The sequence below is a fragment of the Marinobacter sp. OP 3.4 genome (assembly GCF_036224885.1).
GTDB lineage: Bacteria > Pseudomonadota > Gammaproteobacteria > Pseudomonadales > Oleiphilaceae > Marinobacter.
Genome location: NZ_JAVVLT010000057.1, coordinates 1 through 23,129 on the forward strand (window position 1 = coordinate 1; position 23,129 = coordinate 23,129).

A 23,129-nucleotide genomic window follows, 5' to 3' on the forward strand; every position below is an offset into this window, starting at 1 on the left:
TGGGTGGCAGGCTTCGTCTGGAATCAGTGGCAACCTTGGTCTGGAATACGCAGGCGTTCCTCAGGCACTTCAATAACATTGATGACGAACCCTAGGTTGACGATGTCTGCTGTTTTCTTTTCTGCACTGGGAGAATAATAAGGATCCCATCCAGCTACGTTTATATTGCTATCTTTTAGGAGCTGAACATCGTTGCCCTTGCCGCACCCGTAGTCAAAGACTGACCTCGTCTGATCAAGGTAGCCATATCGCGCAAGGCTTTGCATAGGTGCCGATAGTTGCGTTCGAGTGAGGGCAGTTAAATGGCGGTGAATTTCTGACCCGCTTTCGATGGCTGACAGGTTCTCTGTAGCTTCATTGGCTAGAGGCACCAGGGCGTGCTCGGAAACCTCATAGCCTTTTAGCTCCAAGAGACGGTTCCAGTCCTGTAGAAACCCTATTCTGGTCGTATCGTCGAATAAGCCGATACTTTCAGCCTCTTTGGTCAGCTCCAAAAACCGCTGATAATCCAGGTGATAGGATGGCAGCAGAAGTTCTTTGCGGTGAAGGATGGGGGGATTATTCGACTCTGAATAAACTCTGTATCGGCACTGCCCTGTATCGAGATTAACCTTCCATGACTGTTCGAGAATCGGGAAAGCTTCCTCAAAAAAAGTTGGATAGTTCAGGAAAGATATTTCGGGAGCACTTTCTCGGATCTTAATGACGTTGTACTTGGCTCCTGGAGTAATCCTGGCCTCGGCTTTGCGCACAGCGCTGCGGCTTTCGTCGTCAAGTTCAGAAAGCGCGGAGGTATGTAGATACCTGTAATCAGCGATCTTTTTGCCAATAAACCTGTTTGATTTTTCCACGGGGGGGGCTGAACCGAATGTGCCGAAACCTAGTCTACTAATGGACTAGCGTACACCAGAGGGTGATGAATCTGGAGCCAAGTCGGTCGGAAGAATGGCTTGTATTGGTCTGGGTAATGAATTTTGTGATTAGTGCTTCATTGTCCGAGCCAGCGAGAATCTGTTCTTGCGATGGTTGCGGTTTTTGCTCGGGAAGGTTGTGCCACAGGGTTGGCAGGGTGGAATCGGTGCAAAGGTCTTGAAAGCGAGTGGTGATTCAGAGGTGCAAAATAGCAGGGCACTGCGAGGGCACCATTTGGGCACAGGCGAAAAAATAGAGAAAAATACATGCTTTGAGTCTAGCCGTGCAAAGGTCAGCGATCAAAGCTGAGAGTTAAGGATTACCAAAGTGCGGGTGATATCGATGAGGAGATTGGCTTTCCGGTAACTCATTGATTTGCCAAGTTAATGGCCCGCCCGTCAGGATTCGAACCTGAGACCTTCGCCTCCGGAGGGCGACGCTCTATCCAGCTGAGCTACGGGCGGATTTCAACAAGTTTGGCATGTTTGACCGTTGCCTTCGGTTCCGGATTTTTTCAGTGACCCTTGCCTCCGGAGGGCAACGCTCTATCCAGCTGAGCTACGGGCGGATATCTACTCTGTGCATGCCCCGTGTTCTTTGGGCATGGCTCTGCTTGCGGTGCACTGGATAGCGCGTTTCACGCTCCCCCTTCGGGGTCCAGTCCCTTGCGTTGCATCGCAAGGGCCGCTCCAGCGGACGAAAGCTGCGCTTTCGTTTGTTCCGCTTCCGCCCAGCTGAGCTACGGGCGGATGAAATTCAACGCTCTGAGCGTCGATTTCGAGTGCGCAATCTTACTTGCGCAGCGCTACTCTGTCCAGCCCTCCTTGAAACCGTTTTGCCGTCATCGCGTATACTGGATAAAAGGCAATCGTCCGGGCGAGGGCCCGGTGGGTTTTCCCATGATTGAGCGCTTATCCGACAACGGCGGCATGCGTTACCGTTTCACTCCCAACCGGTCCATCAGTTGGCCGGCACTGGTACGGGTGTGGCTGGGGCTGGTGTTGCTGACGTCCATCGTGGTGGTGGGCATGAGCCTCGCCGGGGCCTGGCTGGTGATTCCCTTTGCCGGGCTGGAACTGGTCGCGGTTGGAGCGGGGCTTTGGTATACCGCCCGCCAGTGCAGCCGTCAGGAGGTGATCACCTTTGGCCCGTCCCGGGTGCGGCTCGAGAAGGGGCACGAGCACCGCGAGCAACAGTGGGACTGGGCGCGCCCGTCGGTTCGTATCCTGCTGGAGGAAAAGCGCCACCCCTGGTTAAGGGAGCGGGTCTGCGTGTGCTGCAACGGGGAAGAGGTGCCGCTGGCGGATTTCCTCAATCCCCGGGATTCCCGGGCGCTGGTGACCCTGCTGGAAAGCCAGGGTTTTCCGGTTCGCCGCCGGTCCCGGGAGATGGCGAGTACTCACTTCTGACCGTGCCCCCTGTTCATGGCAGGGCTACACCCGTTTGAGGATCCTCGGTTCAAGGCTCACCATCCGGGACTCGTCACCGATCGTGACCTCGCCATCCTGGATGTTCACCTGCAGTGCCATGGAGCGATCGGCCAGTTCCGCCAGGGCGTCGGTGCTGTCCTGGTCCAGGGCGATGACCTGTAGGTGCCCGAAACGGTCCAGGCGGTTGTGGTGTTTCTCCCACCATACAGGCATGGCACGCCCCCCATAGACATAGATGGTCACCCGGTCAGAACGGTTACACGCCTTGCGGATCCGATCCTCCTCCGGCAATCCCACTTCTATCCAGTGTTCGATGTCCCCGGTCAAGTGCTTGCGCCACAGGTCGGGCTCGTCATCGGTGCTCAGGCCACGGGTGAATTCCAGGTGCTCATCGGCATTCAGGGCAAAGGCCAGCAACCGCACCATCATGCGTTCGTCGGTCTCCGACGGGTGCCGGGCGATGGTGAGGTGGTGGTCCGCATAGTAATGGCGGTCCATATCGGCAATGTTCAGGGTGGCCTTGAAGACAGTGGCTTTGAGGGCCATGGATTGCTCCGGTCGGGTGATGAATGGAGCAGAGTGTAGCGGATTTCCGGAGCGGGCACCGTTTTGTGACGATTTGTACAAATTTTCTCAATTGGGTTGCAATCTCTCCTGCGAATAACAATAATTATCACTAACTTTAATCGGCGTGTGAGTTTCTATCTATGTACGTCTGCCTCTGTACCGGTGTGACCGATCGGGAAATCCGCGAAGCGGCTGAAAATGGCATCAGTTCCATGCGCCAGTTGGGCAAGGAGCTGGGGGTGGGGCGCCAGTGTGGACGCTGTGCCTGCACCGCCCGGGAGATCCTTCGGGAAAGCCGGTCATCCGATTACCTGGCCCTGGCGGATATGCTCGCCCAGCCGGCCTGAAACAACGCTCCCTCAGGGCGTTGTCGATGCCCTGTATCAAACGTAAACCATTCTCTTACGCGATTTTTTCTCTCCGGAATAGGGGTTATCCTTGTTCAAAGTCCGCGGCATGAACGCGGATAATCGATAAAGGATGAGAGGAGACCCCGGCCGTGAAAGGTGACAAGAAGGTTATTCAACACCTGAACAAGGTGCTTGGCAACGAATTGACCGCCATCAACCAGTATTTCCTGCATTCCCGCATGTACAAGGACTGGGGCATCACCAAGCTCGCGGACAAGGAATACGAAGAGTCCATCGACGAGATGAAGCATGCGGACCAGTTGATTGAGCGGATCCTGTTCCTGGAGGGCCTGCCCAACCTGCAGGACCTGAACAAGCTGCTGATCGGCGAGAATGTCCAGGAAATGATTGAGTGCGATCTCAAGCTGGAGATGACCGCCCACAAGGACCTGAAGGAAGCCATTGTCTACTGTGAGCAGGTCCAGGACTACACCAGCCGTGTACTGTTCCGCAGCATCCTCGACAGCGAGGAAGAGCATATCGACTGGCTGGAAACCCAACTGGAGCAGATCGACCAGATGGGCATCCAGAACTATATCCAGCTTCAGTCCGGCGCCGCGGAGTAAGCCGCTACCTCCGGGCACCATTGGCGTGCGCAATGCGCGCCAATGGCACCGCTGAACCCGCCCGGCAGGACCTGCCGGGTTTCTATTTCTTCATTTTTCAGCTATTTCCTGCCGCTGTCACAGGTAAGGGGCTAGAATGGGCCCGGTTGTTGCCTGATGTTCCTGTACCCGAGTAACGGGCGATCACTCGAATCCATACCGCAGACCAACTGGGAGAAACCGTCGCCATGGACCTGTCCTGTTTTAAAGCCTACGACCTGCGCGGGCGCGTACCGGACCAGCTCAATGCCAACCTGGCGGAGAAGATCGGCCGGGCCTATGTGGAGGTAACCGGGGCCCGCAAGGTAATTGTTGGCTATGATATCCGGGAGTCCAGCCCGGAAATCGCCGATGCCCTCAGTTCCGGCCTCATGGCCGCCGGGGCGGATGTTTTTGATATCGGTCTGGGTGGCACCGAGCATGTCTACTTTGCCACCAGCCACTTCGGCATGGACGGCGGCATCATGGTGACAGCCAGCCACAATCCCAAGGATCACAATGGCATGAAGATGGTGGGGCCCCAGTCCCGTCCCATCAGTTCCGATAACGGTCTTAACGAGATCCGTGACCGGGTGCTGGAACCCTTCGCCGATGCGCCGGAGCAGGGCAGCCATGAACCCCTGGAGGTGATGGCGCCTTACGTGGACCACTTGCTGGGCTATATCGATGCTGGCTCCCTGAAGCCCCTGAAAATCGTGGTGAATGCCGGCAATGGCGGTGCCGGGCTGGTGGTGGATGCCCTGGAGAAGCACCTGCCGTTCGAATTCATCAAGCTTCACCACGAGCCGGATGGCAGCTTTCCCAATGGCGTGCCCAATCCCATCCTGCCGGAGAACCGGGCGGTGACCGCGGAGGCGGTGTTGGAACACAAGGCAGCCATGGGTATCGCCTGGGACGGCGATTTCGACCGCTGTTTCTTCTTCGACGAGAATGCCCGCTTTATCGAGGGTTACTACATCGTCGGCCTGCTGGCGGACCAGTTCCTGCGCAAGACCGGTGGCGGCAAGGTGATCCATGACCCACGGCTGACCTGGAACACCCTGGACCTGGTGAAAGCCGCCGGCGGCGAGCCTGTGCAGAGCAAGACCGGCCATGCCTTCATCAAGCAGCGCATGCGAGACGAGGATGCCGTCTACGGCGGCGAGATGAGTGCCCACCACTATTTCCGCGACTTCGCCTACTGCGACAGTGGCATGATTCCCTGGTTGCTGGTGGCGGAACGCCTGTGCCAGTCCGGCCAGCCCCTGTCGTCACTGATCGACGCCCGGATCGAGGCCTACCCGGCCAGTGGCGAGATCAATCGCACCATCCATGATCCGGCGAAGGTGATCCAGGCCATCGAGGAAAGCTATGCGGGTGACGCCGTGTCCGTGAACCATGTGGATGGGGTCAGCATTGAGTTTCCGGAATGGCGCTTTAACCTGCGAATGTCCAACACCGAACCGGTGGTGCGCCTGAACGTGGAGTCCCGGGCCGACAAGGCGCTGATGGAGCAGAAGACCGCCGAACTGCTGGCGGAGATGGACCGGCTGAACAGCTGACGTTCCAAAGCCCCTCTACCCTGGAGAGGTGGGGTGAGGGGCCCTAGCAGGGAGTCTGGCCGCCTTCACCCTCTCCCTGGCCCTCTCCCGTCAAGGGAGAGGGGATGTTTGGGGCGACACCGAGTTCGCCCCTCTCTCTTCAGAGCCAGTCGTTCAGCATGATGCCGATACCGATCCGGTGGGTGCGTTCATTATAGTCGATCAGGCTCTCGCCATAGCCGTTGTAGTACTGGATATAGCCCTTGACGGTGTCGCCCATCGGAAAGCTGTAGCCCAGCTCCACCGAGGTCCGGTTGTCATCCTCCTGCAGGTTGTTCATCAACCTGGCGGAGAGCACATGGTTGTCATTCCATTTGTACACTGCAATGTAGTCGGCGTAGCCCAGATACTCCTCGATATCCGGGTTGTCGTCGTCGCTCTCGTCTTCCGGCAACCGGTACCAGGGGCTGACCATGAACAGCCAGCGATCGTAGGCATAGGCGACACTGCCCCTGATGCGGTTCCAGCTCCTCGAGCGGGGTTCCGACTGGCCGTTGGACTGGTGGTTGAAGCCAAGGGTGGCGCTGCTGACCTCCCCGGGACCGATGTCCCAGCCCAGCCGCTGGCGCAGGTAGATCTCCGGCTCGTAGTTGGTCTCCCGGAAGGGGGCGGAGTCCTCGGTGTTATAGACCTGCCAGAATGATTTCTGGGTATAGCCGAACCAGAGTGTGGTGCTGTCATCCAGCATGCCGGTGAGTAGGGGCACCCGGAAGCTGATCTGATACTTGGCTTCCTCGCTCTGCAGGCGGGCATCATAACTCGCCTCTCCCAGGCGCGGACTGGTGGGGGTCTGGTTCGGGTTATCCACGTAGGTGTAGGGCAGGATATAGGTGGGCTTGTAGGGTACGAAGCCTCCGAGCAGGCTGCCGATCAGCTTCTCCCTGGCTTCGTATTCCTCCACCTCCTGTTCCATGGCCCTGTCGCCAGTGGTGTTCCGGTCGACTTCTTCCTGTTTCCGTTCCACCTCTTCGGCCAGTTTCGGCAGGTTTCCCCGGGGCTTTTCCTCGCCTTCCTGGGCGGTTGCCACCAGGGACCATCCGGCGCCGATCACAGTGATCACGACTGCCGCCAGTGTGCGTTCTATCATATGAGATCCTTTCGGCAATGAATCTGGAGTATGGACGACATGGTGTGAAGTGGGCATGAACCGGGCATTACCAAGTGTCAGACTATCGAATCCGTTAGGGTAGGCTGTGCCACGTCTGGGCGATGGCGTAGGCCCACAGCCCCAGCAGTGTCAGCGCCAGTAGTGAGAATAGCAGTTTCTGGCGACGGCCCGTGGTGCCTCCGGCGGACGCGATCCAGCGCAGGTACATCAGCCCCAGGAAGCACAGGAACACCACCAGGCTGGCGGCGGCGGGCAACAGTAGCCAGGCCGCGTGAACCGGATCGCCCTCCGGGCCCTGGCGCCCCAGCAATGCCATTGAGCCGATCAGCACGACCAGGGCGAGCATCTCGATCACAATAAGTGGTTTGCGCCACGGATGGGTTTCCTGGGATGGTCTGTCTGTCATGGAGGTCCTGTGGTTGTCTGTTGCATGTGGCTTCCGGGATACTCCGGCCCATCTTAGCGGTTTGTTGGTTTTTTTGCCCGGCTTCACCCGCTATAATGCGCCCACATATAATTTTGGGGGCCTCTGGATATCCGCCCTGTACAACGTCTGGCTTCCCAATAGGCTCTGATGAGAGGTGCATTGTGAAAATAATGAAAGTCCTGGCGGCCGTACTGGTTGCATCCGGCCTGACCGCTGGCGCTGTAATGGCGAGTGTTGAGGATCAGATTCGCGAGCGCATCGCGCCGGTCGGCGAAGTCTGCCTTCAAGGTGAGGAATGCGGTACTGCAGCGCCGGCGGCCGCGTCCAGCGATGGCCCCCGCTCCGGTGAGGAAGTCTACAGTTCTGCCTGCCAGGCCTGTCATGGCTCCGGTGTAGCCGGTGCGCCGGTGTTCGGCGATGCCGATGCCTGGGGGGCGCGGGTCGACAAGGGTCTGGAAACCCTGGTGGATCATGCCATCAACGGTTTCAATGCCATGCCGCCGAAGGGTGGTTGCAACGGCTGCTCCGATGAGGAAATCCAGGCCGCCGTTGAGCATATGGTGGAAGAAGTCCAGTAGCGCCATTCGCGGGTCGGTGCCATGCGCCGGCCCGTTCTCCTGCCTGCCTTGCTTCGTTTACCCTTCCAGGTCTCCTAAAAGCGCACTCAGCGTGGCCTTGCCCTTCTGCTGGTTGGCTTCCTGATCCAGGTCGCCCATGCCTTCCCGCAGGACATCGCCCTCCGGTAGCTCGTCCAGGAACCGGCTGGGAATGGTCTCGATCTTCTCGCCGTACTGACGTCGCTGGGCCGCGAAGGTAAGGGTCAGGGTTTCCCGGGCCCGGGTGATGCCCACATACATCAGTCGCCGCTCTTCCTCGATATTGCCTTCCTCGATGCTGGATCGGTGGGGCAGGATTTCTTCCTCCAGGCCCATGATGAAGACGTGGGGAAACTCCAGCCCCTTGGAGGCATGCAGTGTCAGCAACTGCACCTTGTCGCTGTCATCCTCCTCCTCCTGCTGTTCCATCAGGTCCCGCAGGATCAGGCGGCTGATGGCGTCCTCAATGGTGGTTTCATTGGCCGTGCCCTTGTCATTGTCGAGCATGCGCTGCACCGACTCGATCAGGTACCAGATGTTCTCCATCCGCCGTTCGGCGGCCTTTGGACTGCTGGCATGCTGGTGCAGCCATTCCTCGTACTCGATGTCGGTGAACAGCTGTTTCAGGACCGGTATCGGGTCTTCTTCATGGAGTCGGCGGCAGGTGGCTTCCACCCAGTGGCGAAAGCGTCGCAGGCGATCCAGGCCCTTCTCGGTGACATGGGTTTCCACGCCCATTTCGTCCAGGGCCCGGTGCATGCTGATGTCCCGGGACCGGGAATAGTGGCTCAGTTGTTCCAGGGTGCGTGGGCCAATCTCCCGCCTGGGTACGTTCACCACCCGCAGGAAGGCGGCATCGTCGTCCGGGTTGATCAGCAGCCGCAGGTAGGCCATGGCATCGCGGATCTCGTTCTTGGAGAAGAATGACTGGCCGCCGGAAATCCGATAGGGAATCTGGAACGCCTGCAACTTCATTTCCAGCAGCCGGGCCTGGTGGTTGCCCCGGTAGAGCACGGCAAAGTCCCGGAACTGCAGGCCTTTCTTCAGCTTCTGGTCGATAATCTCGGAGGCTACCCGCTGGGCCTCGGCATCCTCGTTGCGGCAGCGCACGATGCGCAGCTCCTCGCCAATGGTGTGGTCACTCCACAGGGCCTTCTCGAACACGTGGGGGTTGTTGGCGATGACCTCGTTGGCACAGCGCAGTATGCGGGAGGTGGAGCGGTAGTTCTGCTCCAGCTTGACGATCTTCAGGCTGGGAAAATCCGTCTTGAGCTGGGCCAGGTTCTCGGGCCGCGCCCCGCGCCACGCATAGATGGACTGGTCATCGTCGCCCACCACGGTAAAGGCGGCCCGCTCCGCCACCAGCAGCTTGACCAGTTCGTACTGGCACAGGTTGGTGTCCTGGTACTCGTCCACCAGCATGTAGCGGATCTTGCGGCGCCACTTGGCCAGGGCCTCGGGCACGGTGCGGAACAACTGCACCGGCAGCAGGATCAGGTCATCGAAATCCACCGCATTGTAGGCCTTCAGGTACTGCTGGTAGCTCTTGTAGATCAGCGCGATACGCTGCTCGCGCTCGTCCGCGGCCCTGCTCCAGGCGTCCTGCGGGCCTTTCATGTCGTTCTTCCAGGTGGAGATGGTGTTCTGGATGTCGGACAGCTCGTCACCGGCATCGGCGCTGGCTTCCCGTAGCATCAGGTCCTGCAGCAGGGCCTTGGCGTCTTCCGCATCGAAAATGGAAAAGCCCGGGTGGTAGCCCAGGTGGGCCAACTCCTCACGGATGATGTGCATGCCCAGGTTGTGGAAGGTGGAGACCGTCAGGCCCCGGGTCAGCTTGCGGTCCACCAGCTTGCCGACCCGTTCCTTCATCTCCCGGGCCGCCTTGTTGGTGAAGGTCACTGCGGCAATATGTCGCCCGGGTATGCCGGCCTGTTCGATCAGGTAGGCGATCTTGCGGGTGATCACGCTGGTCTTGCCACTGCCGGCCCCGGCCAGTACCAGCAGGGGGCCATCAATGTAATGGACGGCTTCGCGTTGACGCGGGTTCAGTTGTGACACATTTCACCTGGCGCGGGGATGGTGGGGGCTCTGAACAATTCATCGATTGCCTCCGGCTTCCGGGGCCGTGCACAATCAGGACGCGACTTAACGGGAGCGTCCACGTGTCGGCAAATGGCAGCGAGCAGAGGTGACTCGGGAGCTGTTCAGAGGCTCCTTTAGCATAAAGGCGTATTCTACCTGAGAGTAAAACCTGTATCTTCCCTGGCTTTCGGCTATCTTTTAGTCTGAATCATGGAAATGCGGGACGGCGTCGCTGGCACCGGTGTTAAGGGAGACTGGTGTGGGGCGATATGACACCTCCCGGATGATGGCCGTGATGGTTTCCTTGGGAGCCTGCGGCGGCGACGCTCCGGATCAAGAGAGCACCTGAATCTTCATGCAGTCCGATAACCTGCGAATCCTCGTCCTGACCGGGGAACAGACCGACTTTCTCTGGTACGGCAATATGCTCCGTGGCCACGGAGACTTTGTTCCGGAACTGACCTGGTGTCCGGACCCTGACGCCGTGGGCGATCTGCTCAACAATGCCCATTTCGATGTGCTGCTCTGGGATGCCACCTTCCACGCCGGCTCCGGCGCCGGGTTCCTGCAATACCTGTCCGTGGCGGGTAATGAAAAGCCGGTGATTGCCCTCGGCGCGGCTCGGGAGGACGACGTCACTACGGAACTGCTGGCCAGCGGTGCCGCCGATTACCTGAGCAAGGGCCGCCTGGACCGGTGGGCCCTGGGGCGTGCGGTGCGCTGTGTCTGGTTCCGCCGGCAACTGGAGGACAGTGCCGGTGGCCAGCTTGGCCGGGAGGTGGCCAGCGGCTTCATCAACCGCAACCTGTTCTTCGACCGGTTACAGCAGGCCATCCTGCGGGCGGAGCGGGGTGATCACCGGCTGGCGCTGATCCACATCAACATCGACGATTTCCGTACGGTGAACGAATCCCTGGGCTACCGGCGGGGCGACGAACTCGTGCTCAAGCTGGCGGAGCGTCTGCGCAAGGTCATGCGCCGGGTGGACTCGCTGATGCGCATCGGTGGCGATGAACTGGCGGTGATCGCCGAGAACGTGGACGATTCCCTGGACCTGTCCCACATCGTCCGCAAGCTGGTGGGTGTGTTGGGTGAGCCGGTCAACGTCGGCGGCAATATGGTAGGGGTCACCGCCAGCCTGGGAGTGTCAACCTTCCCGGAAGCCGGCGACACCCCGGAGACCCTGCTGCGCCGGGCCAACCGCGCCATGTTCGAGGCCAAGCGCGACGCCGGTACCAGCTACCGTTTCTACAATCGCCAGTTGCACATCTCCGCCGGCCACCAGCTCAAGCTGGAAGGCGACCTGCGTAACGCCCTCCGGGCCGGAGAGCTGGAGCTCTACTACCAGCCCCGAATTGACCTGATCACCGGCGAGGTGCGCGGCGTGGAGTGCCTGATCCGCTGGAACCACCCGACCCGTGGCCTGGTCATGCCTGACGAGTTCATTCCCGCCGCCGAGCGTAGCGGCCTGATCGTACCCATCGGTTACTGGGTGATCGAGCAGGCCTGCCAGCGCCTGCGGGAAGCCGCCGATCTGGGTTTCCCGGGCCTGGTGGTGGCGGTCAACCTGTCGTTCCGGCAGTTCCACGACCGCAAGATGACGGAAACCATCTTCCGCATCATCTTCAATGCCAATGTGGACACCACACTGCTGGAGCTGGAACTCACCGAAAGCGCCATGATGCATGACCCGGACTATGCCCAGCGCTGCCTGCGGGAACTGAGCCAGTTGGGCATCAGCTTCGCCCTGGATGACTTCGGTACGGGCTACTCCTCCCTCACCAACCTGCAACACCTGCCCATCTCACTGGTGAAGATCGACAAGTCCTTCGTGCAGGCCCTGGGCCAGTCCGGGGACTCGGAGCACATTATCCGCGCCATTATCAGCCTGGCCCACAGCCTGCAGATGAGCGTGGTGGCGGAAGGCGTGGAAACCGAGGGCCAGCTCGAGTTCCTGCGGAATCAGCACTGCGATGAGGTGCAGGGTTACTACTACGCCCGCCCCATGCCCTGGTCCGACCTGATCACTTTCCTGCACGACCGCAATCGCCTGGCTTGCCTGCCGGAGTAAGGCCCTGTACCTTTTGCCCCTTGGTCCAAAACAGTCAGGGATCTCCCACTGCCATGGCAGCCAGGGATTCCCCCTTTCAGGTAACACAGAATGATCCGTATCCCCGCTCGTATTGCCGAAGAACTCGGTGTCCGTGAACAACAGGTAAACGCCACCATTGCCCTGCTGGACGAAGGCGCCACCGTGCCTTTCATCGCCCGCTACCGGAAGGAGGTGACCGGCGCCCTGGATGACAGCCAGTTGCGTAACCTGGAGGAGCGCCTGCGGTACCTGCGGGAGCTGGAGGAGCGCCGGGATACCATCCTCAAGAGCATCGACGAGCAGGGCAAACTGACCGACGAGCTCAAGGCGGCCATTGACGAGGCGGATACCAAGAACCGCCTGGAAGATCTCTACCTGCCCTACAAGCCCAAGCGCCGCACCAAGGCCCAGATTGCCCGCGAGGCCGGTCTGGAACCCCTGGCGGATACCCTCTACGACGATCCGACCCAGGACCCGGAGGCGGTGGCCGCCGGTTACCTCAACCCGGAAGCCGGGGTGGAAGACCCCAAGGCCGCTCTGGAAGGTGCTCGCAATATCCTGATGGAACGTTTCGCCGAGGACGCCGAACTGCTGGGTCGGTTGCGGGACTACCTGTGGAACGACGGCGAGCTGAAAGTTTCCGTTATCGAGGGCAAGGAGAACGAAGGCGCCAAGTTCCGGGACTACTTCGACCATCGGGAACCCCTGAAGAAGATGCCGTCCCACCGGGCCCTGGCGGTGCTCCGGGGTCGCAACGAAGGCATCCTCACCTACGGCATTGCCGTGGAGGGCGAAAGCGAGGACCGCCGCGTGCCGCATCCGGCGGAAGCGAAGATCGCCGCCCACTGGCACATCCGCGACAACGGTCGTCCGGCGGATCGCTGGCTGGCGGAGGTGGTGCGCTGGACCTGGCGGGTCAAGCTGTCCACCCAACTGGAAACCGACCTGATGGCCCAGGTACGCGAAGCCGCCGAAGCCGAGGCCATCCAGGTGTTCGCCAATAACCTGAAGGACCTGCTCCTGCTGGCCCCGGCCGGTCCCCGGGCCACCCTGGGCCTGGACCCGGGTCTGCGTACCGGGGTCAAGGTGGCCATAATTGACGGTACCGGCCAGGTGGCCGGTCACGGCGCGATCTATCCCCACGCCCCGAAGAACCAGTGGGACCCGTCCATCGAGCAGATGGCCAAGTGGTGCCGCCAGTACAACATCGAGCTGGTGGCCATCGGCAACGGCACCGCCTCCCGGGAAACCGAGAAGCTGGTGGCGGACCTGTGCAAGCGCTACCCGGAGCTGAAGCTCAACCGCATCGTGGTCAGCGAATCCGGGGCCTCGGTCTATTCCGCCTCCGAGTTTGCCTCCCGTGAACTACCGGACCTGGACGTGACCATCCGCGGCGCCGTGTCCATCGCCCGCCGTCTGCAGGACCCGCTGGCGGAACTGGTCAAGATCGAGCCCAAGTCCATCGGCGTGGGCCAGTACCAGCATGACGTGTCCCAGGTGCAGTTGGCCCGCAGCCTGGACGCGGTGGTGGAAGACTGTGTCAACGGCGTCGGGGTGGACCTGAACACTGCCTCCGCCCCGCTGCTGGCCCGGGTGTCCGGCCTCAATCCCGGCACCGCCGAGAACATTATTGATTTCCGCAGCCGTAGTGGCGGCTTCCGCAGCCGTCAGCAGTTGCTGGAAGTGCCGCGCCTGGGCCCCAAGACCTTTGAGCAGGCCGCCGGCTTCCTGCGGATCAGCCAGGGGGAGAACCCCCTGGACCGGTCCGCTGTGCACCCGGAAGCGTATGGTGTGGTGGAAGCCATCGCCGCCAGGAACGGTCGCAAGGTGGCCGACCTGATCGGCGATGTCAGCTTCCTGCGTGCCCTGGACCCGAACGATTACGTGACCGAGCAGTTCGGTGTTCCCACCATCCGCGATATCATCGCGGAGCTGGAGAAGCCGGGCCGGGACCCGCGTCCGGAGTTCCGCTTTGCCAGCTTCCAGGAAGGGGTGGAAACCCTGAACGACCTGAAGCCGGGCATGACCCTGGAAGGCTCGGTAACCAACGTCACCAATTTCGGGGCGTTCGTGGATATCGGTGTCCACCAGGACGGGCTGGTGCATATCTCGGCCCTGTCCCATGACTTCGTCAAGGACCCCCGCGAAGTGGTCAAGGCCGGCGATATTGTCAAGGTCAAGGTAATGGAAGTGGATATCCCCCGCAAACGCATCGGCCTGTCCATGCGCCTGGACGACAAGCCCGGCGAGAGCAACCGGCCGCAACGGGGGCAGGGCGACAGCAAGGCTTCCGGCAAGCCCCGGCAGGGTGCGGGCAACCGCCAGAACGGTCGCGGCAAACCGGAGCAACAGCCCCAGGGAGCCATGGCCGGTGCGCTGGCACAGGCACTGGCGTCAGCCAAGGACAAGCGCTAATCATTGAGTTGGGGGCAATTGCCCCCATATGCCTTGAAGCTTCCGAAAACGTCCCGGGCTCAGTAAACGGTCCGGGCCCTTTCCAGAAGCTCCGACACATTGTCCGGAACGGCAAGCAGGCCGTTTACCTGGTGATCAGAGGAGTCAACCATGGGTGCATCACGCCAGGCGCTGTTTTCACAGCTGACGGCCAGTGACTGGGACGGTTTCCTGAAGGGAGCCGAGAAGGAAGGACTGCGGGTCGACCGCAACGGGTTTATCGCGCAGACGCCGCACCCGGAAGCACTGGGCTCGGCGCTGACCCACCCCCGCATTACCACCGACTATTCCGAGTCGTTGCTGGAGCTGATCACGCCGGTGTGTCGCAGCACCGAAGAGATGCTGGCCTCGCTGCGGGATATCCACTGGTTCGTGCACCAGCACCTGGGGGACGAGGTGCTCTGGTCCGCCAGCATGCCCTGCGGCCTGGACGGCGATCCCAGCATTCCCATTGCCGAGTACGGCAGTTCCCATATCGGCCAGCTCAAGCACGTCTACCGTCAGGGCCTGGCGGTGCGTTACGGCCGCATGATGCAGAGCATTGCCGGGGCCCACTACAACCTGTCGCTGCCGGACAGCTTCTGGCAGACCTGGCAGGGTGTCCTGGAAAACCGCCAGTCCCTCAAGGACTTCAAGTCAGACCAGTACTTCTGGCTGATCCGTAATTTCCGCCGCCAGAGCTGGCTGCTGATGCTGCTGTTTGGTGCCTCGCCGGCCCTGGACGCCAGCTTCGTGAGGGACGTGAAGCACCAGCTCACGCCCCTGGGTGACGACTCCTGGTTCGGTCGCCATGCCACTTCCCTGCGCATGGGGGACCTGGGGTACCACAACAACGCCCAGTCCTCCCTGAACATCTGTTTCAATGAACTGAAGACCTACACCGAGACCCTGGACCGGGCCATCCACACCGACTGGCCGGAATACCAGAAGATCGGTACCCGCCGGGGCGACCAGTTCATCCAGATCAACACCAGCATCCTCCAGATCGAGAACGAGTATTACAGTGCCGTGCGGCCCAAGCGCACCACGGAGCGGGGGGAGAAGCCCATCCAGGCCCTGGACACCCGGGGCGTGGAATACATCGAGGTGCGCTGCCTGGACCTGGACCCGTTTTCCCCCGTGGGCCTGAATGCCCCCCAGGTGGATTTCCTGGACCTGTTCCTGCTGGGTTGCCTGCTCAGGGACAGCCCGCGCATTGGTGATGATGAATGTGAGCGGCTGGACGACAACTACAAGGATGTGGTCAACGAGGGTCGCAACCCGGAGCTGCGGATCAATCGTTGTGACCGCTCAACACCGGTCATGACAGCGGCCGCCGAGGCCCTGGACGACCTGCAGTGGCTGGCGGAGAAGCTTGATCACTGGCAGGGGGGCAAGGTCTACCGGGAAGCCCTGGAAGTGCAGCGCCAGAAGCTGGAGCAGCCTGGGCTGCTGCCGTCGGCACGGGTCCTGGATGCCATGGAGGAAACCGGGCGGGGCCACCGGGAGTGGACCCTGGCGCTGTCCGCCGAGCACCAGCAGTCGCTGCGGGATGCGGTGCCGGACGAGCGGGTCAGGGCCGAATTCGAGCGCATGACCCGAGCCTCCCTGGACGACCAGCGTGCCATGGAAAGTGAGGACACCGGCACATTTGCCGGATTCCTGGAGAACTATCTGGCCAGTTGACGGTCCCAGTTGCCGTTACCGAAAGGGATATCAGGCGTCTGCGTGATTTATGCCTCGCAGACGCCTAGCGGCGCTGGACCACAAAGGAGGTGAACAGCACGTCCACGATCTCCTCGCCGGTCTGCTGGTCCGCCAGTACCTGGTTCAGGCGCGTGAGGGCTTCCTGCCGCACGGCCTGCTGGCCCTCGGTGCTGGCCAGGGTGTCGAGGTCGGTCTGTTCGCCAAAAAGGATGACCAGTTCATGGCGCAGGCGCGGCATGTGGGTTTCAATGGCCTCCCTGGCGGTTTCGGTACCAACCCGAAGGCTGACCTCGGCCTTGAGGTAGGCGGGGCTCTCGGTGGGTTCGCCAACGTGGGTGACGAAGGGTGGTGTCATCTCCACGTACTCGGTGAAGGACCCGGTGGCGGCTTCATCCTCCCCTTCCGCAGGTTCATCGGCGGCCAGGGCCGGGAATGACAGGGCACAGGTCAACAGCAAGGTAGCCCAGAGGGCAAAGGGTCGATTCATCATCGGCGTTCTTGGTTCACATTAATGGAAAGTCTGGTCCGCAGAATAGCAGGCCCCGCCGGTTGATGCAGCCATTGGCGGGCACGGAACCGGTCTTTGACAGGAGGAAGGAGTTGTATGCGCAGGTTGGTGTTTCTCTTTGCATTCCTGGTGTCCGCCGGGCTGCTGGCCGTGGCCTTCTACATGGAACATGTCATGGGCCTGGAGCCCTGCCCTCTGTGCTGGCTGCAGCGCTTTGCGTTCATGGCGGTGGCGGCGGTGAGCCTGATCGCGGTGATCCATAATCCCGGCGACACCGGCGGTCGCATCTACGGTTTCCTGCTGGCCCTGGCGGCGGGGACGGGCCTTGGTCTGGCTGGCCGCCAGCTGTGGCTCCAGAGCCTGCCGGCAGACCAGGTGCCCGCCTGTGGCGGATCCGTGGATTTCATGCTGGAGATGTTCCCGCTGATGGATGTGCTGGCCATGTCCATCAAGGGTACCGGCGACTGCGCCAAGGTGGCGTGGACCTTCCTGGGCGTCAGTATCCCGGGGTGGACCGCGATGTTCTTCACCCTGATCGTGCTGGCCTCCCTTGGCATCCTGTTCGGCCTGCTCCGGGGGCAGTCCACATCCCGCTGAGGAGCGTCTGCCCTTGAACCGTTAACGCCCCGTCATATTGGCGGGGCGTTGTCGTTTATGGCGTGTTTTTTGAGGCTTGCCCGGCTGAGCGAAATTGGGGTAACTTGGTTCACGTGGAGTCGGGACACTTCGCCAACATCGGCTGCGCAAGCCAATAATAAATCCGCCCGGGAGGCACCATGTTAGACAATTGCCGCGACGCGAAGGAACGCTGGGGAGGCGTCCACCAGCTGATTGACCGCTGGCTGAAGGAACGCCAGGAATTGCTGGTCCATTACTGTGACCTGTCGGATACGGCCAGGAGTACACCATCCGAGGACCTGGGAAAGAAGCTTGAGCGGCTTTGCGAGATCCTGGTGGACTACACCTCCGCAGGGCATTTCGAGGTCTACGAGCAGTTGATCCAGGAAGCCAGGGAATTTGACGATGGCGGCATTGAGTTGGCCGGTCGTATCTATCCCCGCATCAGCGAGACCACCGAAGTGGTGCTGGACTTCAACGAGCGGGTGGATGGCAAGCGGCCTTCCGAATCGGAAATGGATGACCTGATGGCGGAACTGTCCCGGCTGGGTGAGGCCCTGGAGACCCGTTTCGAGCTGGAGGACTTCCTGATTGAGCACCTGCACAATGTTCACGCGGGCAAGGTGCCGTCCTCGGCCTGACGGTATTGACCGGAGAGTTGGCCGACCAGGACAGCGAACATAAAAAAGGGGCAGCGTCCGGCGCTGCCCCTTTTTGTATGGTCAATCCCGTGCGGATTACTCCGCGGCTGCTTCCGGGTTGACGTCCAGCAGTTCCACATCGAACACCAGGGTTTCGTTGGGGCCGATACTCATGTTGCCGCCGGGGCCATAGGCCAGGTCGGAGGGGATGTAGAGCTTGTAGCGGCTGCCTTCGTTCATCAGTTGCAGTCCCTCGGTCCAGCCCTCAATGACCTGGTTGAGGCGGAAGGTCACTGGCTCGCCCCGTTCACGGGAGCTGTCGAACACTTCGCCGGAGAGCAACTCGCCGGTGTAGTGGACTTTCACTTCGTCCTCGGGGCCGGGTTTTTCACCATCGCCTTCTTCCAGCACCTCGTACTGCAGTCCGGAGTCGGTGGTCATGACCTCCTCCCGCTCGGCATTCTCCGCCAGGAAGGCTTCACCTTTCTCCAGGTTGTCGGTGGCGGCCTGATCCATTTCCTGCTGTTGTTTTGTCTGCAGCTCCTGCTGGTAGGCCATCATGGCCTGCTGGATTTCTTCCCGGCTGAGACGGGGTTCTCCCTCGCCGGAGTGACCCTGGCGGAAGCCTTCGATGAACTGCTCCAGTTCCAGGTCCGGCAGGTCATTCTTCATGCGCTCGGCGAACACCATGCCCATGCCGTAACTGACTTTCTCACCGTTGGTTTCCAGCGGCGCCTGGGTGACTTCCGGCGTCTGGTTGCTGGCTGAACATCCGGCCAGAATGCCGGCAACGGAGAGGGCGATAAGCGATTTCTTCATGATGGTTCCTGTCACTGTGGTTGTAGTGTCTGGGATTGTGTTGTCTGAAGAGTCATAACGAAGGCCAAAGGTAACCCCTTTAAGGCTCTGATACCACTGACGGTGTCTTAATCCTGACACCGGCCGGGGCGGTCTTTCAGGATGATCAGCTACCGTTCCCGGAATAGTGGGGGTCCAGGGCGAACGGGGCGGAGTAGGGTGCGGCCAGGTCTTCGTACGCCGGGTCCGGGCTGTCGGGGGTAACCGGCTGGGTTTCCCGGCCGGATTCGATGGCGAGGGTATACCAGGGCCCTTTCTTCGGGGGCTGGTCGGCGTAGTGCCAGCTGCCATCGTCGTCCTGCCACTTGAAGACGATGTCGGGACCTTCCGGCGCCACCGGTGCCGGCACCAGTTCCTCGAAGGACGGCATGGAATCGGATTGCCTCGGCTCCTCGGGCTTGTCGGGGGCGGACTCGGGGGCCTTGACGCCGTACACGATCAACGCCACCAGCAGTCCCAGGGCGGGAAAGGCGAGCCGGATCAGCCAGCGGGTCATGCCCCTTGACTCCCCGATGGGTGGCTGTGTCCGGAGGAAACGGTGCCTATAAGCTGTGCCAGTTGTCTGATCATGGGCTCCGTCATGCCGTTGATGCTGCCGTTGGTCGCCGGGGCAGCCTGCCGGAGGTTGGACTCCGTTATCGACGGCCCGGGGCGGGTTGTGTCGCCGGGGGCGGTGTCCCGCAGGGTCTGCCATGCCCGGTAGAGTTCGATACGCTCGGCCTCCAGTTCGGCCCTGGCCAGACTCTCCCTCAGGGGGGCGAGCAGACTATCCGATTTGCCCAGGGATTTCTTCAGGTGTCGTATCGACTCCGTCACATTCCGGCGCCACTGTTGAAGCGACTCGGGCTCGTTGCCGGAGTAGTGTCGCCCCTGGCGGGCCATCCAGCCCGCACAGAGCAGCCGGGTCACGCTCCAGCCCTGTTCCTGCAGTTGCAGGCAGAGGTCGCGGGCGGCGTCCTGTTGCCAGAGTGCCAGGGCAAAGCGCCAGAGTGGCGTGTCCGTTTCCGCTGTCGTGTCATGGTCGTCGTTCTCTGGCATTCTTCGCTCGTCGTTGGTCCACCCAGGACGTTATAATCCCGCGATGCTTACGATAACCAACCTCAGTTTACAACGCGGTGGTGTCTGGTTGCTAGACTCCACCAGCGTCACCATCCAGCCCGGCCAGCGGGCTGCCATTGTCGGGGCCAATGGTGCCGGAAAATCCAGTCTTTTCCAGCTTCTGCTGGGCCAGTTGAGCCCCGAACAGGGGGAGGCAAGCCTGCCCGGGGGCTGCCGGATCGCCCATATGGCCCAGGAAGTGGAAGCCTCCCCACGCAGTGCCCGGGATTTCGTGCTTGATGGCGACACTCGCCTGCGGGAGCTGGAGGCGGAGCTGGAGCAGGCCGAGGCCAACGGTGACGACCACGCCATGGCCCGGATCCACGGTGACCTGGACCTGCACGAGGCCTGGTCCGCGTCCCGGCGGGCCGAGGCCCTGATCCGCGGTCTGGGGTTTGCCGACGGCGATGCCGACCGCCCGGTGTCCTCTTTTTCCGGCGGCTGGCGGATCCGCCTGAACCTGGCCCAGGCGCTGATGAAACCCTCGGACCTGTTGCTGCTGGACGAGCCCACCAACCACCTGGACCTGGACGCCTGCCTTTGGCTGGAAAACTGGCTGGCGGGCTATTCCGGCACCCTGCTGTTTATCTCCCACGACCGGGATTTCATGGACCGGGTGGCCACCCAGGTGATCCACTTCGATCGCAACAAGCTGGTGCAGTACACCGGCAACTACTCCGCTTTCGAGGACCAGCGCCGGGAGCGCCTGGCCCAGCAGCAGGCCAACTTCGAGAAGCAGCAGGCCCGGGTGGCGGAGATCCAGCGTTTTATCGACCGTTTCCGGGCCAAGGCCACCAAGGCCCGGCAGGCCCAGAGCCGGGTCAAGGCCCTGGAGCGCATGGAGCAGATTGCGCCGGCCCATATCGACTCGCCCTTCAGCTTTACCTTCCCGGTGGCGGACAAGGTCTCCAACCCGTTGCTGTCCATCCGTAACGGTCGCGCCGGGCACGGGGAGTCGGTGGTCCTGTCGGGCCTGAACCTGACCCTGCTGCCCGGCAGTCGCATTGGCCTGCTGGGCCCCAATGGCGCCGGCAAGTCCACGCTGATGGACGCCCTGCGGGGGGAGGCCACCCTATTGGGCGGTGAGCGCACCGGCGGTGAGCACCTGGCCATCGGTTACTTTGCCCAGCACCAACTGGAATCCCTGGATCTGGATGCCAGCCCGTTCCTGCATCTGCAGCGGTTGTCGCCCAAAGCGTCAGAGCAGAGCATCCGCAACTTCCTGGGCGGGTTCGATTTCCATGGGGATGAGGCCCTGTCGCCGATCCGTTCCTTCTCCGGGGGTGAGAAGGCCCGGGTCGCCCTGGCGGTGATTGCCTGGCAGAAACCCAACCTGTTGCTGCTGGACGAGCCCACCAACCACCTGGACCTGGAAATGCGCCAGGCCCTGACCATGGCGTTGCAGAACTTCGACGGCGCCATGGTGGTGGTCTCCCACGACCGTCACCTGCTGCGGAACACGGTGGACGAGTTCTGGCTGGTGAACGATGGCTCGGTTACCGCCTACGAGGGTGACCTGGAGGATTACGAACGCTGGCTGGCGGACCGTCGCAAGGACGATGACCAGCCGCCGCGACGGGACAGTCAGGCCACGGTTATGGCCGCCGGCGCGGGACTGACCGCCGACCAGCGCAAGGCCCGCAAGCGGGAGCAGGCGGAACTGAGACAACAGCTCAGTCCCTGGAAGAAGCAGCTCGCCCGGGCGGAAAAGACCATGGAAACCAGCCAGGCCCGGCTGGCGGAGCTGGAGCAGGTGCTGTCCGATGCGTCCCTCTATGAGGAGGCCAACAAGGGGCGCCTCAGGGAGCTGTTGGCGGAACAGGCCTCCACCAGGGCGGCCCTGGAGGAAGCGGAAGCCACCTGGCTGGAGACGGGTGAGAAGCTGGAAGAACTGGAAGCCCAGCTAGAACGGTAATCGGCAGGGTATGCGTCAGCGGGTCTGGATAACCAGGTCAAAGCCCTGTTTGGCGAGGTACTCCCGCTCGTTTTCGAAGTCCGCCAGGGTCAGCGGGCGCTCGCTCAGCCAGTCTTCCTCGAAGGTGAGCTGCAGGCGCTTCCCGGAGGCCTGGGCCACGACCACCGGCGGCGCATCATAGTTGCGCGCGTGTTGCAGCAGGACACCCAGTCGCACCAGCACGCAAAGGCGCTTGAGGCGGGTGGCGTCCTCCGGGGAGAAGTTCTCGAAAATAGCGGTGCTGAACTTGCGGCGGTGGCCGCGTACCAGGGTGGCCAGTTCCAGCTGAAACTGCTGGGTGAAGCCGGGCAGGTCGGAATAGCGCAACAGGTAGGCGCCGTGCTTGTGGTACTGGCTGTGGGAAATGGTCAGTCCGATCTCGTGGAGCCGGCAGCCCCATCGCAGCAGTTCCTCGTCCGCCAGCGTGTCGATATCCCAGTCCCGGCACACCGGTTGCCAGAGGGCAATGGCCGAGGCTTCCACCGCCTCGCCGTGGCGCTGGTCCAGGTGGTACCGCTCCTGCAGGGCCGTGATGGTGCGTTCCCGCACATCCTCGTGCTGGATCCGGCCCAGAATGTCGTACAGCAGACCCTCCCGCAGGGCCCCGTCGGCGTAGGTCATACTCTCGATACCCAGGGATTCGAACGCCGCCAGCAGGATGGCGAAGCCCGCCGGGAAGATGCTCTGGCGGTCGGTGCGGACGCCCAGGTCCGCGAGCCGTCGCACATGCCCCATGTCGATCAACCGCCGGCGCAGCTCCCGCATGCTCTTGAGGTCGATGTGGCCATCGGTGATGCGCAGGCTGGACAGCACGCTGGCCACCGCCTTGATGGAGCCGGACGAGCCCACCGAGCTGTGCCAGCCCAGTTCCCGGTAACGGGAGCGGATGTTGAGCAGTTCCTGGGAGGCGTGGGTGACCGCCTGGTCCATCTGCCGGCGGCTGATCTTGCCGTCCGGGAAGTAGCGGTTGCGGAAGGACACACACCCCATGTGAAGGCTTTCCAGGGCCTGGGTCTCGAAGCGCTCGCCAATGATGAACTCGGTACTGCCGCCACCGATGTCCACCACCAGCCGTCGCCCGGTATCATCGGACAGGGTGTGGGACACTCCCAGGTAGATCAGCCGCGCCTCTTCCCGGCCGGCGATGATCTCCACCGGGTAGCCCAGCACCTCCTCGGCCCGGGCGATAAACGAATTGGCATTGCGGGCGACCCTCAGGGCGTTGGTGCCGACAATCTGCACCGCTTCCTGGGGCATGCCGCTAAGGCGCTGGGCAAACCGGCTCAAACAGTCCAGGGCCCGTTGCTGGGCCTCTTCGGTAAGGTAATTGTTTTCATCCAGTCCGGCGCCAAGCTGGACCTTCTCACCCATTTTCTCGAGGGTGCGTATCTCTCCGTGAACCTGACGGGCAACCACCATGTGGAAGCTGTTGGAGCCCATGTCGATGGCTGCAAGCAGCTCGGGGGGATTGGCATTGTCTGAAGCCGTCACGTGTCTTGAAAT

Annotated in this window: 21 protein-coding genes and 1 tRNA gene; 11 read left to right on the top strand and 11 right to left on the bottom strand. The window is 61.6% G+C overall.

Annotated features, from left to right (window positions below):
* Positions 1-23: 23 nt before the first annotated feature.
* Both RO069_RS10865 and RO069_RS10870 read right to left on the bottom strand, forming a co-directional pair.
* Complete coding sequence (locus RO069_RS10865) at positions 24-851, bottom strand: hypothetical protein (RefSeq protein WP_328187450.1); 828 nt, start codon at positions 849-851, stop codon at positions 24-26.
* 448 nt (positions 852-1,299) lie between these two features.
* Positions 1,300-1,376: transfer RNA gene (locus RO069_RS10870), tRNA-Arg, on the bottom strand.
* A 435-nt stretch (positions 1,377-1,811) separates the two neighbouring features.
* Here RO069_RS10870 and RO069_RS10875 point away from each other — a divergent pair.
* Positions 1,812-2,321, top strand: coding sequence for a DUF2244 domain-containing protein (locus tag RO069_RS10875; RefSeq protein WP_328187452.1), 510 nt, complete (start codon positions 1,812-1,814; stop codon positions 2,319-2,321).
* A gap of 24 nt (positions 2,322-2,345) precedes the next feature.
* Here the strand turns inward: RO069_RS10875 and RO069_RS10880 are convergent, their stop codons facing one another.
* The gene (locus RO069_RS10880) at positions 2,346-2,888 is read right to left on the bottom strand and encodes a YaeQ family protein (RefSeq protein WP_328187453.1); all 543 of its coding nucleotides are present in this window, start codon (positions 2,886-2,888) and stop codon (positions 2,346-2,348) included.
* 161 nt (positions 2,889-3,049) lie between these two features.
* Here RO069_RS10880 and RO069_RS10885 point away from each other — a divergent pair, with 161 nt between their 5' ends.
* The 3 genes from RO069_RS10885 (at position 3,050) to RO069_RS10895 (ending at position 5,465) form a co-directional block, all read left to right on the top strand.
* The gene (locus RO069_RS10885; RefSeq protein WP_328187455.1) at positions 3,050-3,256 is read left to right on the top strand and encodes a bacterioferritin-associated ferredoxin; all 207 of its coding nucleotides are present in this window, start codon (positions 3,050-3,052) and stop codon (positions 3,254-3,256) included.
* A gap of 152 nt (positions 3,257-3,408) precedes the next feature.
* Positions 3,409-3,885 (top strand): bacterioferritin, encoded by a 477-nt coding sequence (gene bfr / locus RO069_RS10890; protein WP_328187457.1) that lies wholly within the window; start codon positions 3,409-3,411, stop codon positions 3,883-3,885.
* A 227-nt stretch (positions 3,886-4,112) separates the two neighbouring features.
* Positions 4,113-5,465 (top strand): phosphomannomutase, encoded by a 1,353-nt coding sequence (locus RO069_RS10895; RefSeq protein ID WP_328187459.1) that lies wholly within the window; start codon positions 4,113-4,115, stop codon positions 5,463-5,465.
* A gap of 139 nt (positions 5,466-5,604) precedes the next feature.
* On the opposite strand, the gene RO069_RS10900 is transcribed toward RO069_RS10895, so the two are convergent.
* The gene (locus RO069_RS10900; RefSeq protein ID WP_328187460.1) at positions 5,605-6,591 is read right to left on the bottom strand and encodes a phospholipase A; all 987 of its coding nucleotides are present in this window, start codon (positions 6,589-6,591) and stop codon (positions 5,605-5,607) included.
* Positions 6,592-6,685: 94 nt separating this feature from the next.
* Complete coding sequence (locus tag RO069_RS10905; RefSeq protein ID WP_328187462.1) at positions 6,686-7,018, bottom strand: hypothetical protein; 333 nt, start codon at positions 7,016-7,018, stop codon at positions 6,686-6,688.
* A gap of 191 nt (positions 7,019-7,209) precedes the next feature.
* Between RO069_RS10905 and RO069_RS10910 the strand changes: the two genes are divergently transcribed.
* Complete coding sequence (locus RO069_RS10910; RefSeq protein ID WP_442915365.1) at positions 7,210-7,617, top strand: c-type cytochrome; 408 nt, start codon at positions 7,210-7,212, stop codon at positions 7,615-7,617.
* Positions 7,618-7,674: 57 nt separating this feature from the next.
* Here the strand turns inward: RO069_RS10910 and rep are convergent, their stop codons facing one another.
* Positions 7,675-9,693: a DNA helicase Rep gene (gene rep, locus RO069_RS10915; RefSeq protein WP_328187464.1), complete on the bottom strand. Its 2,019-nt coding sequence runs from the start codon at positions 9,691-9,693 to the stop codon at positions 7,675-7,677.
* 379 nt (positions 9,694-10,072) lie between these two features.
* On the opposite strand from rep, the gene RO069_RS10920 reads away from it, so the two are divergent.
* From RO069_RS10920 to gshA, 3 genes are all read left to right on the top strand, one after another.
* Positions 10,073-11,788, top strand: a complete 1,716-nt coding sequence (locus RO069_RS10920; RefSeq protein ID WP_328187466.1) for a GGDEF domain-containing response regulator — start codon at positions 10,073-10,075, stop codon at positions 11,786-11,788.
* Between the two features lie 90 nt (positions 11,789-11,878).
* The gene (locus RO069_RS10925; protein ID WP_328187467.1) at positions 11,879-14,224 is read left to right on the top strand and encodes a Tex family protein; all 2,346 of its coding nucleotides are present in this window, start codon (positions 11,879-11,881) and stop codon (positions 14,222-14,224) included.
* A gap of 150 nt (positions 14,225-14,374) precedes the next feature.
* Positions 14,375-15,928 carry a glutamate--cysteine ligase gene (gshA, locus tag RO069_RS10930; protein WP_328187469.1) on the top strand — a complete coding sequence of 518 codons (1,554 nt, stop codon included), beginning with the start codon at positions 14,375-14,377 and terminating at the stop codon, positions 15,926-15,928.
* Positions 15,929-15,992: 64 nt separating this feature from the next.
* Here gshA and RO069_RS10935 read toward each other — a convergent pair whose 3' ends face one another.
* Positions 15,993-16,439, bottom strand: coding sequence for a flagellar basal body-associated FliL family protein (locus RO069_RS10935; RefSeq protein ID WP_328187470.1), 447 nt, complete (start codon positions 16,437-16,439; stop codon positions 15,993-15,995).
* A 114-nt stretch (positions 16,440-16,553) separates the two neighbouring features.
* On the opposite strand from RO069_RS10935, the gene RO069_RS10940 reads away from it, so the two are divergent.
* Together RO069_RS10940 and rsd are read left to right on the top strand one after the other, a co-directional pair.
* Positions 16,554-17,054 carry a disulfide bond formation protein B gene (locus tag RO069_RS10940; RefSeq protein ID WP_328187472.1) on the top strand — a complete coding sequence of 167 codons (501 nt, stop codon included), beginning with the start codon at positions 16,554-16,556 and terminating at the stop codon, positions 17,052-17,054.
* A 179-nt stretch (positions 17,055-17,233) separates the two neighbouring features.
* Positions 17,234-17,716, top strand: a complete 483-nt coding sequence (gene rsd, locus RO069_RS10945; protein ID WP_328187474.1) for a sigma D regulator — start codon at positions 17,234-17,236, stop codon at positions 17,714-17,716.
* Positions 17,717-17,812: 96 nt separating this feature from the next.
* On the opposite strand, the gene RO069_RS10950 is transcribed toward rsd, so the two are convergent.
* The 3 genes from RO069_RS10950 to RO069_RS10960 all read right to left on the bottom strand — a co-directional run bounded on the left by RO069_RS10950 (position 17,813) and on the right by RO069_RS10960 (position 19,612).
* The gene (locus tag RO069_RS10950) at positions 17,813-18,535 is read right to left on the bottom strand and encodes an FKBP-type peptidyl-prolyl cis-trans isomerase (protein ID WP_328187475.1); all 723 of its coding nucleotides are present in this window, start codon (positions 18,533-18,535) and stop codon (positions 17,813-17,815) included.
* A 145-nt stretch (positions 18,536-18,680) separates the two neighbouring features.
* Entirely contained in the window at positions 18,681-19,070 is a 390-nt protein-coding gene (locus RO069_RS10955; protein ID WP_328187477.1) for a DUF4124 domain-containing protein, read from the bottom strand.
* Positions 19,067-19,612, bottom strand: coding sequence for a DUF2390 domain-containing protein (locus tag RO069_RS10960; RefSeq protein WP_328187479.1), 546 nt, complete (start codon positions 19,610-19,612; stop codon positions 19,067-19,069). Before RO069_RS10960 ends, RO069_RS10955 begins: the two co-directional genes overlap by 4 nt.
* Positions 19,613-19,655: 43 nt before the next feature.
* On the opposite strand from RO069_RS10960, the gene RO069_RS10965 reads away from it, so the two are divergent.
* Entirely contained in the window at positions 19,656-21,587 is a 1,932-nt protein-coding gene (locus RO069_RS10965) for an ATP-binding cassette domain-containing protein (RefSeq protein ID WP_328187480.1), read from the top strand.
* Between the two features lie 15 nt (positions 21,588-21,602).
* On the opposite strand, the gene ppx is transcribed toward RO069_RS10965, so the two are convergent.
* Entirely contained in the window at positions 21,603-23,117 is a 1,515-nt protein-coding gene (ppx, locus tag RO069_RS10970) for an exopolyphosphatase (protein ID WP_328187481.1), read from the bottom strand.
* Between the last annotated feature and the right edge of the window lie 12 nt (positions 23,118-23,129).

Excerpts from the sequence above, each read along its gene's own strand:
- RO069_RS10875 (WP_328187452.1), top strand. The coding sequence starts at position 1,812 with ATGATTGAGCGCTTATCCGACAACGGCGGCATGCGTTACCGTTTCACT.
- RO069_RS10880 (WP_328187453.1), bottom strand. The coding sequence starts at position 2,888 with ATGGCCCTCAAAGCCACTGTCTTCAAGGCCACCCTGAACATTGCCGAT.
- RO069_RS10885 (WP_328187455.1), top strand. The coding sequence starts at position 3,050 with ATGTACGTCTGCCTCTGTACCGGTGTGACCGATCGGGAAATCCGCGAA.
- RO069_RS10895 (WP_328187459.1), top strand. The coding sequence starts at position 4,113 with ATGGACCTGTCCTGTTTTAAAGCCTACGACCTGCGCGGGCGCGTACCG.
- RO069_RS10900 (WP_328187460.1), bottom strand. The coding sequence starts at position 6,591 with ATGATAGAACGCACACTGGCGGCAGTCGTGATCACTGTGATCGGCGCC.
- RO069_RS10905 (WP_328187462.1), bottom strand. The coding sequence starts at position 7,018 with ATGACAGACAGACCATCCCAGGAAACCCATCCGTGGCGCAAACCACTT.
- RO069_RS10910 (WP_442915365.1), top strand. The coding sequence starts at position 7,210 with ATGAAAGTCCTGGCGGCCGTACTGGTTGCATCCGGCCTGACCGCTGGC.
- RO069_RS10920 (WP_328187466.1), top strand. The coding sequence starts at position 10,073 with ATGCAGTCCGATAACCTGCGAATCCTCGTCCTGACCGGGGAACAGACC.
- RO069_RS10925 (WP_328187467.1), top strand. The coding sequence starts at position 11,879 with ATGATCCGTATCCCCGCTCGTATTGCCGAAGAACTCGGTGTCCGTGAA.
- gshA (WP_328187469.1), top strand. The coding sequence starts at position 14,375 with ATGGGTGCATCACGCCAGGCGCTGTTTTCACAGCTGACGGCCAGTGAC.
- RO069_RS10935 (WP_328187470.1), bottom strand. The coding sequence starts at position 16,439 with ATGATGAATCGACCCTTTGCCCTCTGGGCTACCTTGCTGTTGACCTGT.
- RO069_RS10940 (WP_328187472.1), top strand. The coding sequence starts at position 16,554 with ATGCGCAGGTTGGTGTTTCTCTTTGCATTCCTGGTGTCCGCCGGGCTG.
- rsd (WP_328187474.1), top strand. The coding sequence starts at position 17,234 with ATGTTAGACAATTGCCGCGACGCGAAGGAACGCTGGGGAGGCGTCCAC.
- RO069_RS10950 (WP_328187475.1), bottom strand. The coding sequence starts at position 18,535 with ATGAAGAAATCGCTTATCGCCCTCTCCGTTGCCGGCATTCTGGCCGGA.
- RO069_RS10955 (WP_328187477.1), bottom strand. The coding sequence starts at position 19,070 with ATGACCCGCTGGCTGATCCGGCTCGCCTTTCCCGCCCTGGGACTGCTG.
- RO069_RS10960 (WP_328187479.1), bottom strand. The coding sequence starts at position 19,612 with ATGCCAGAGAACGACGACCATGACACGACAGCGGAAACGGACACGCCA.
- RO069_RS10965 (WP_328187480.1), top strand. The coding sequence starts at position 19,656 with ATGCTTACGATAACCAACCTCAGTTTACAACGCGGTGGTGTCTGGTTG.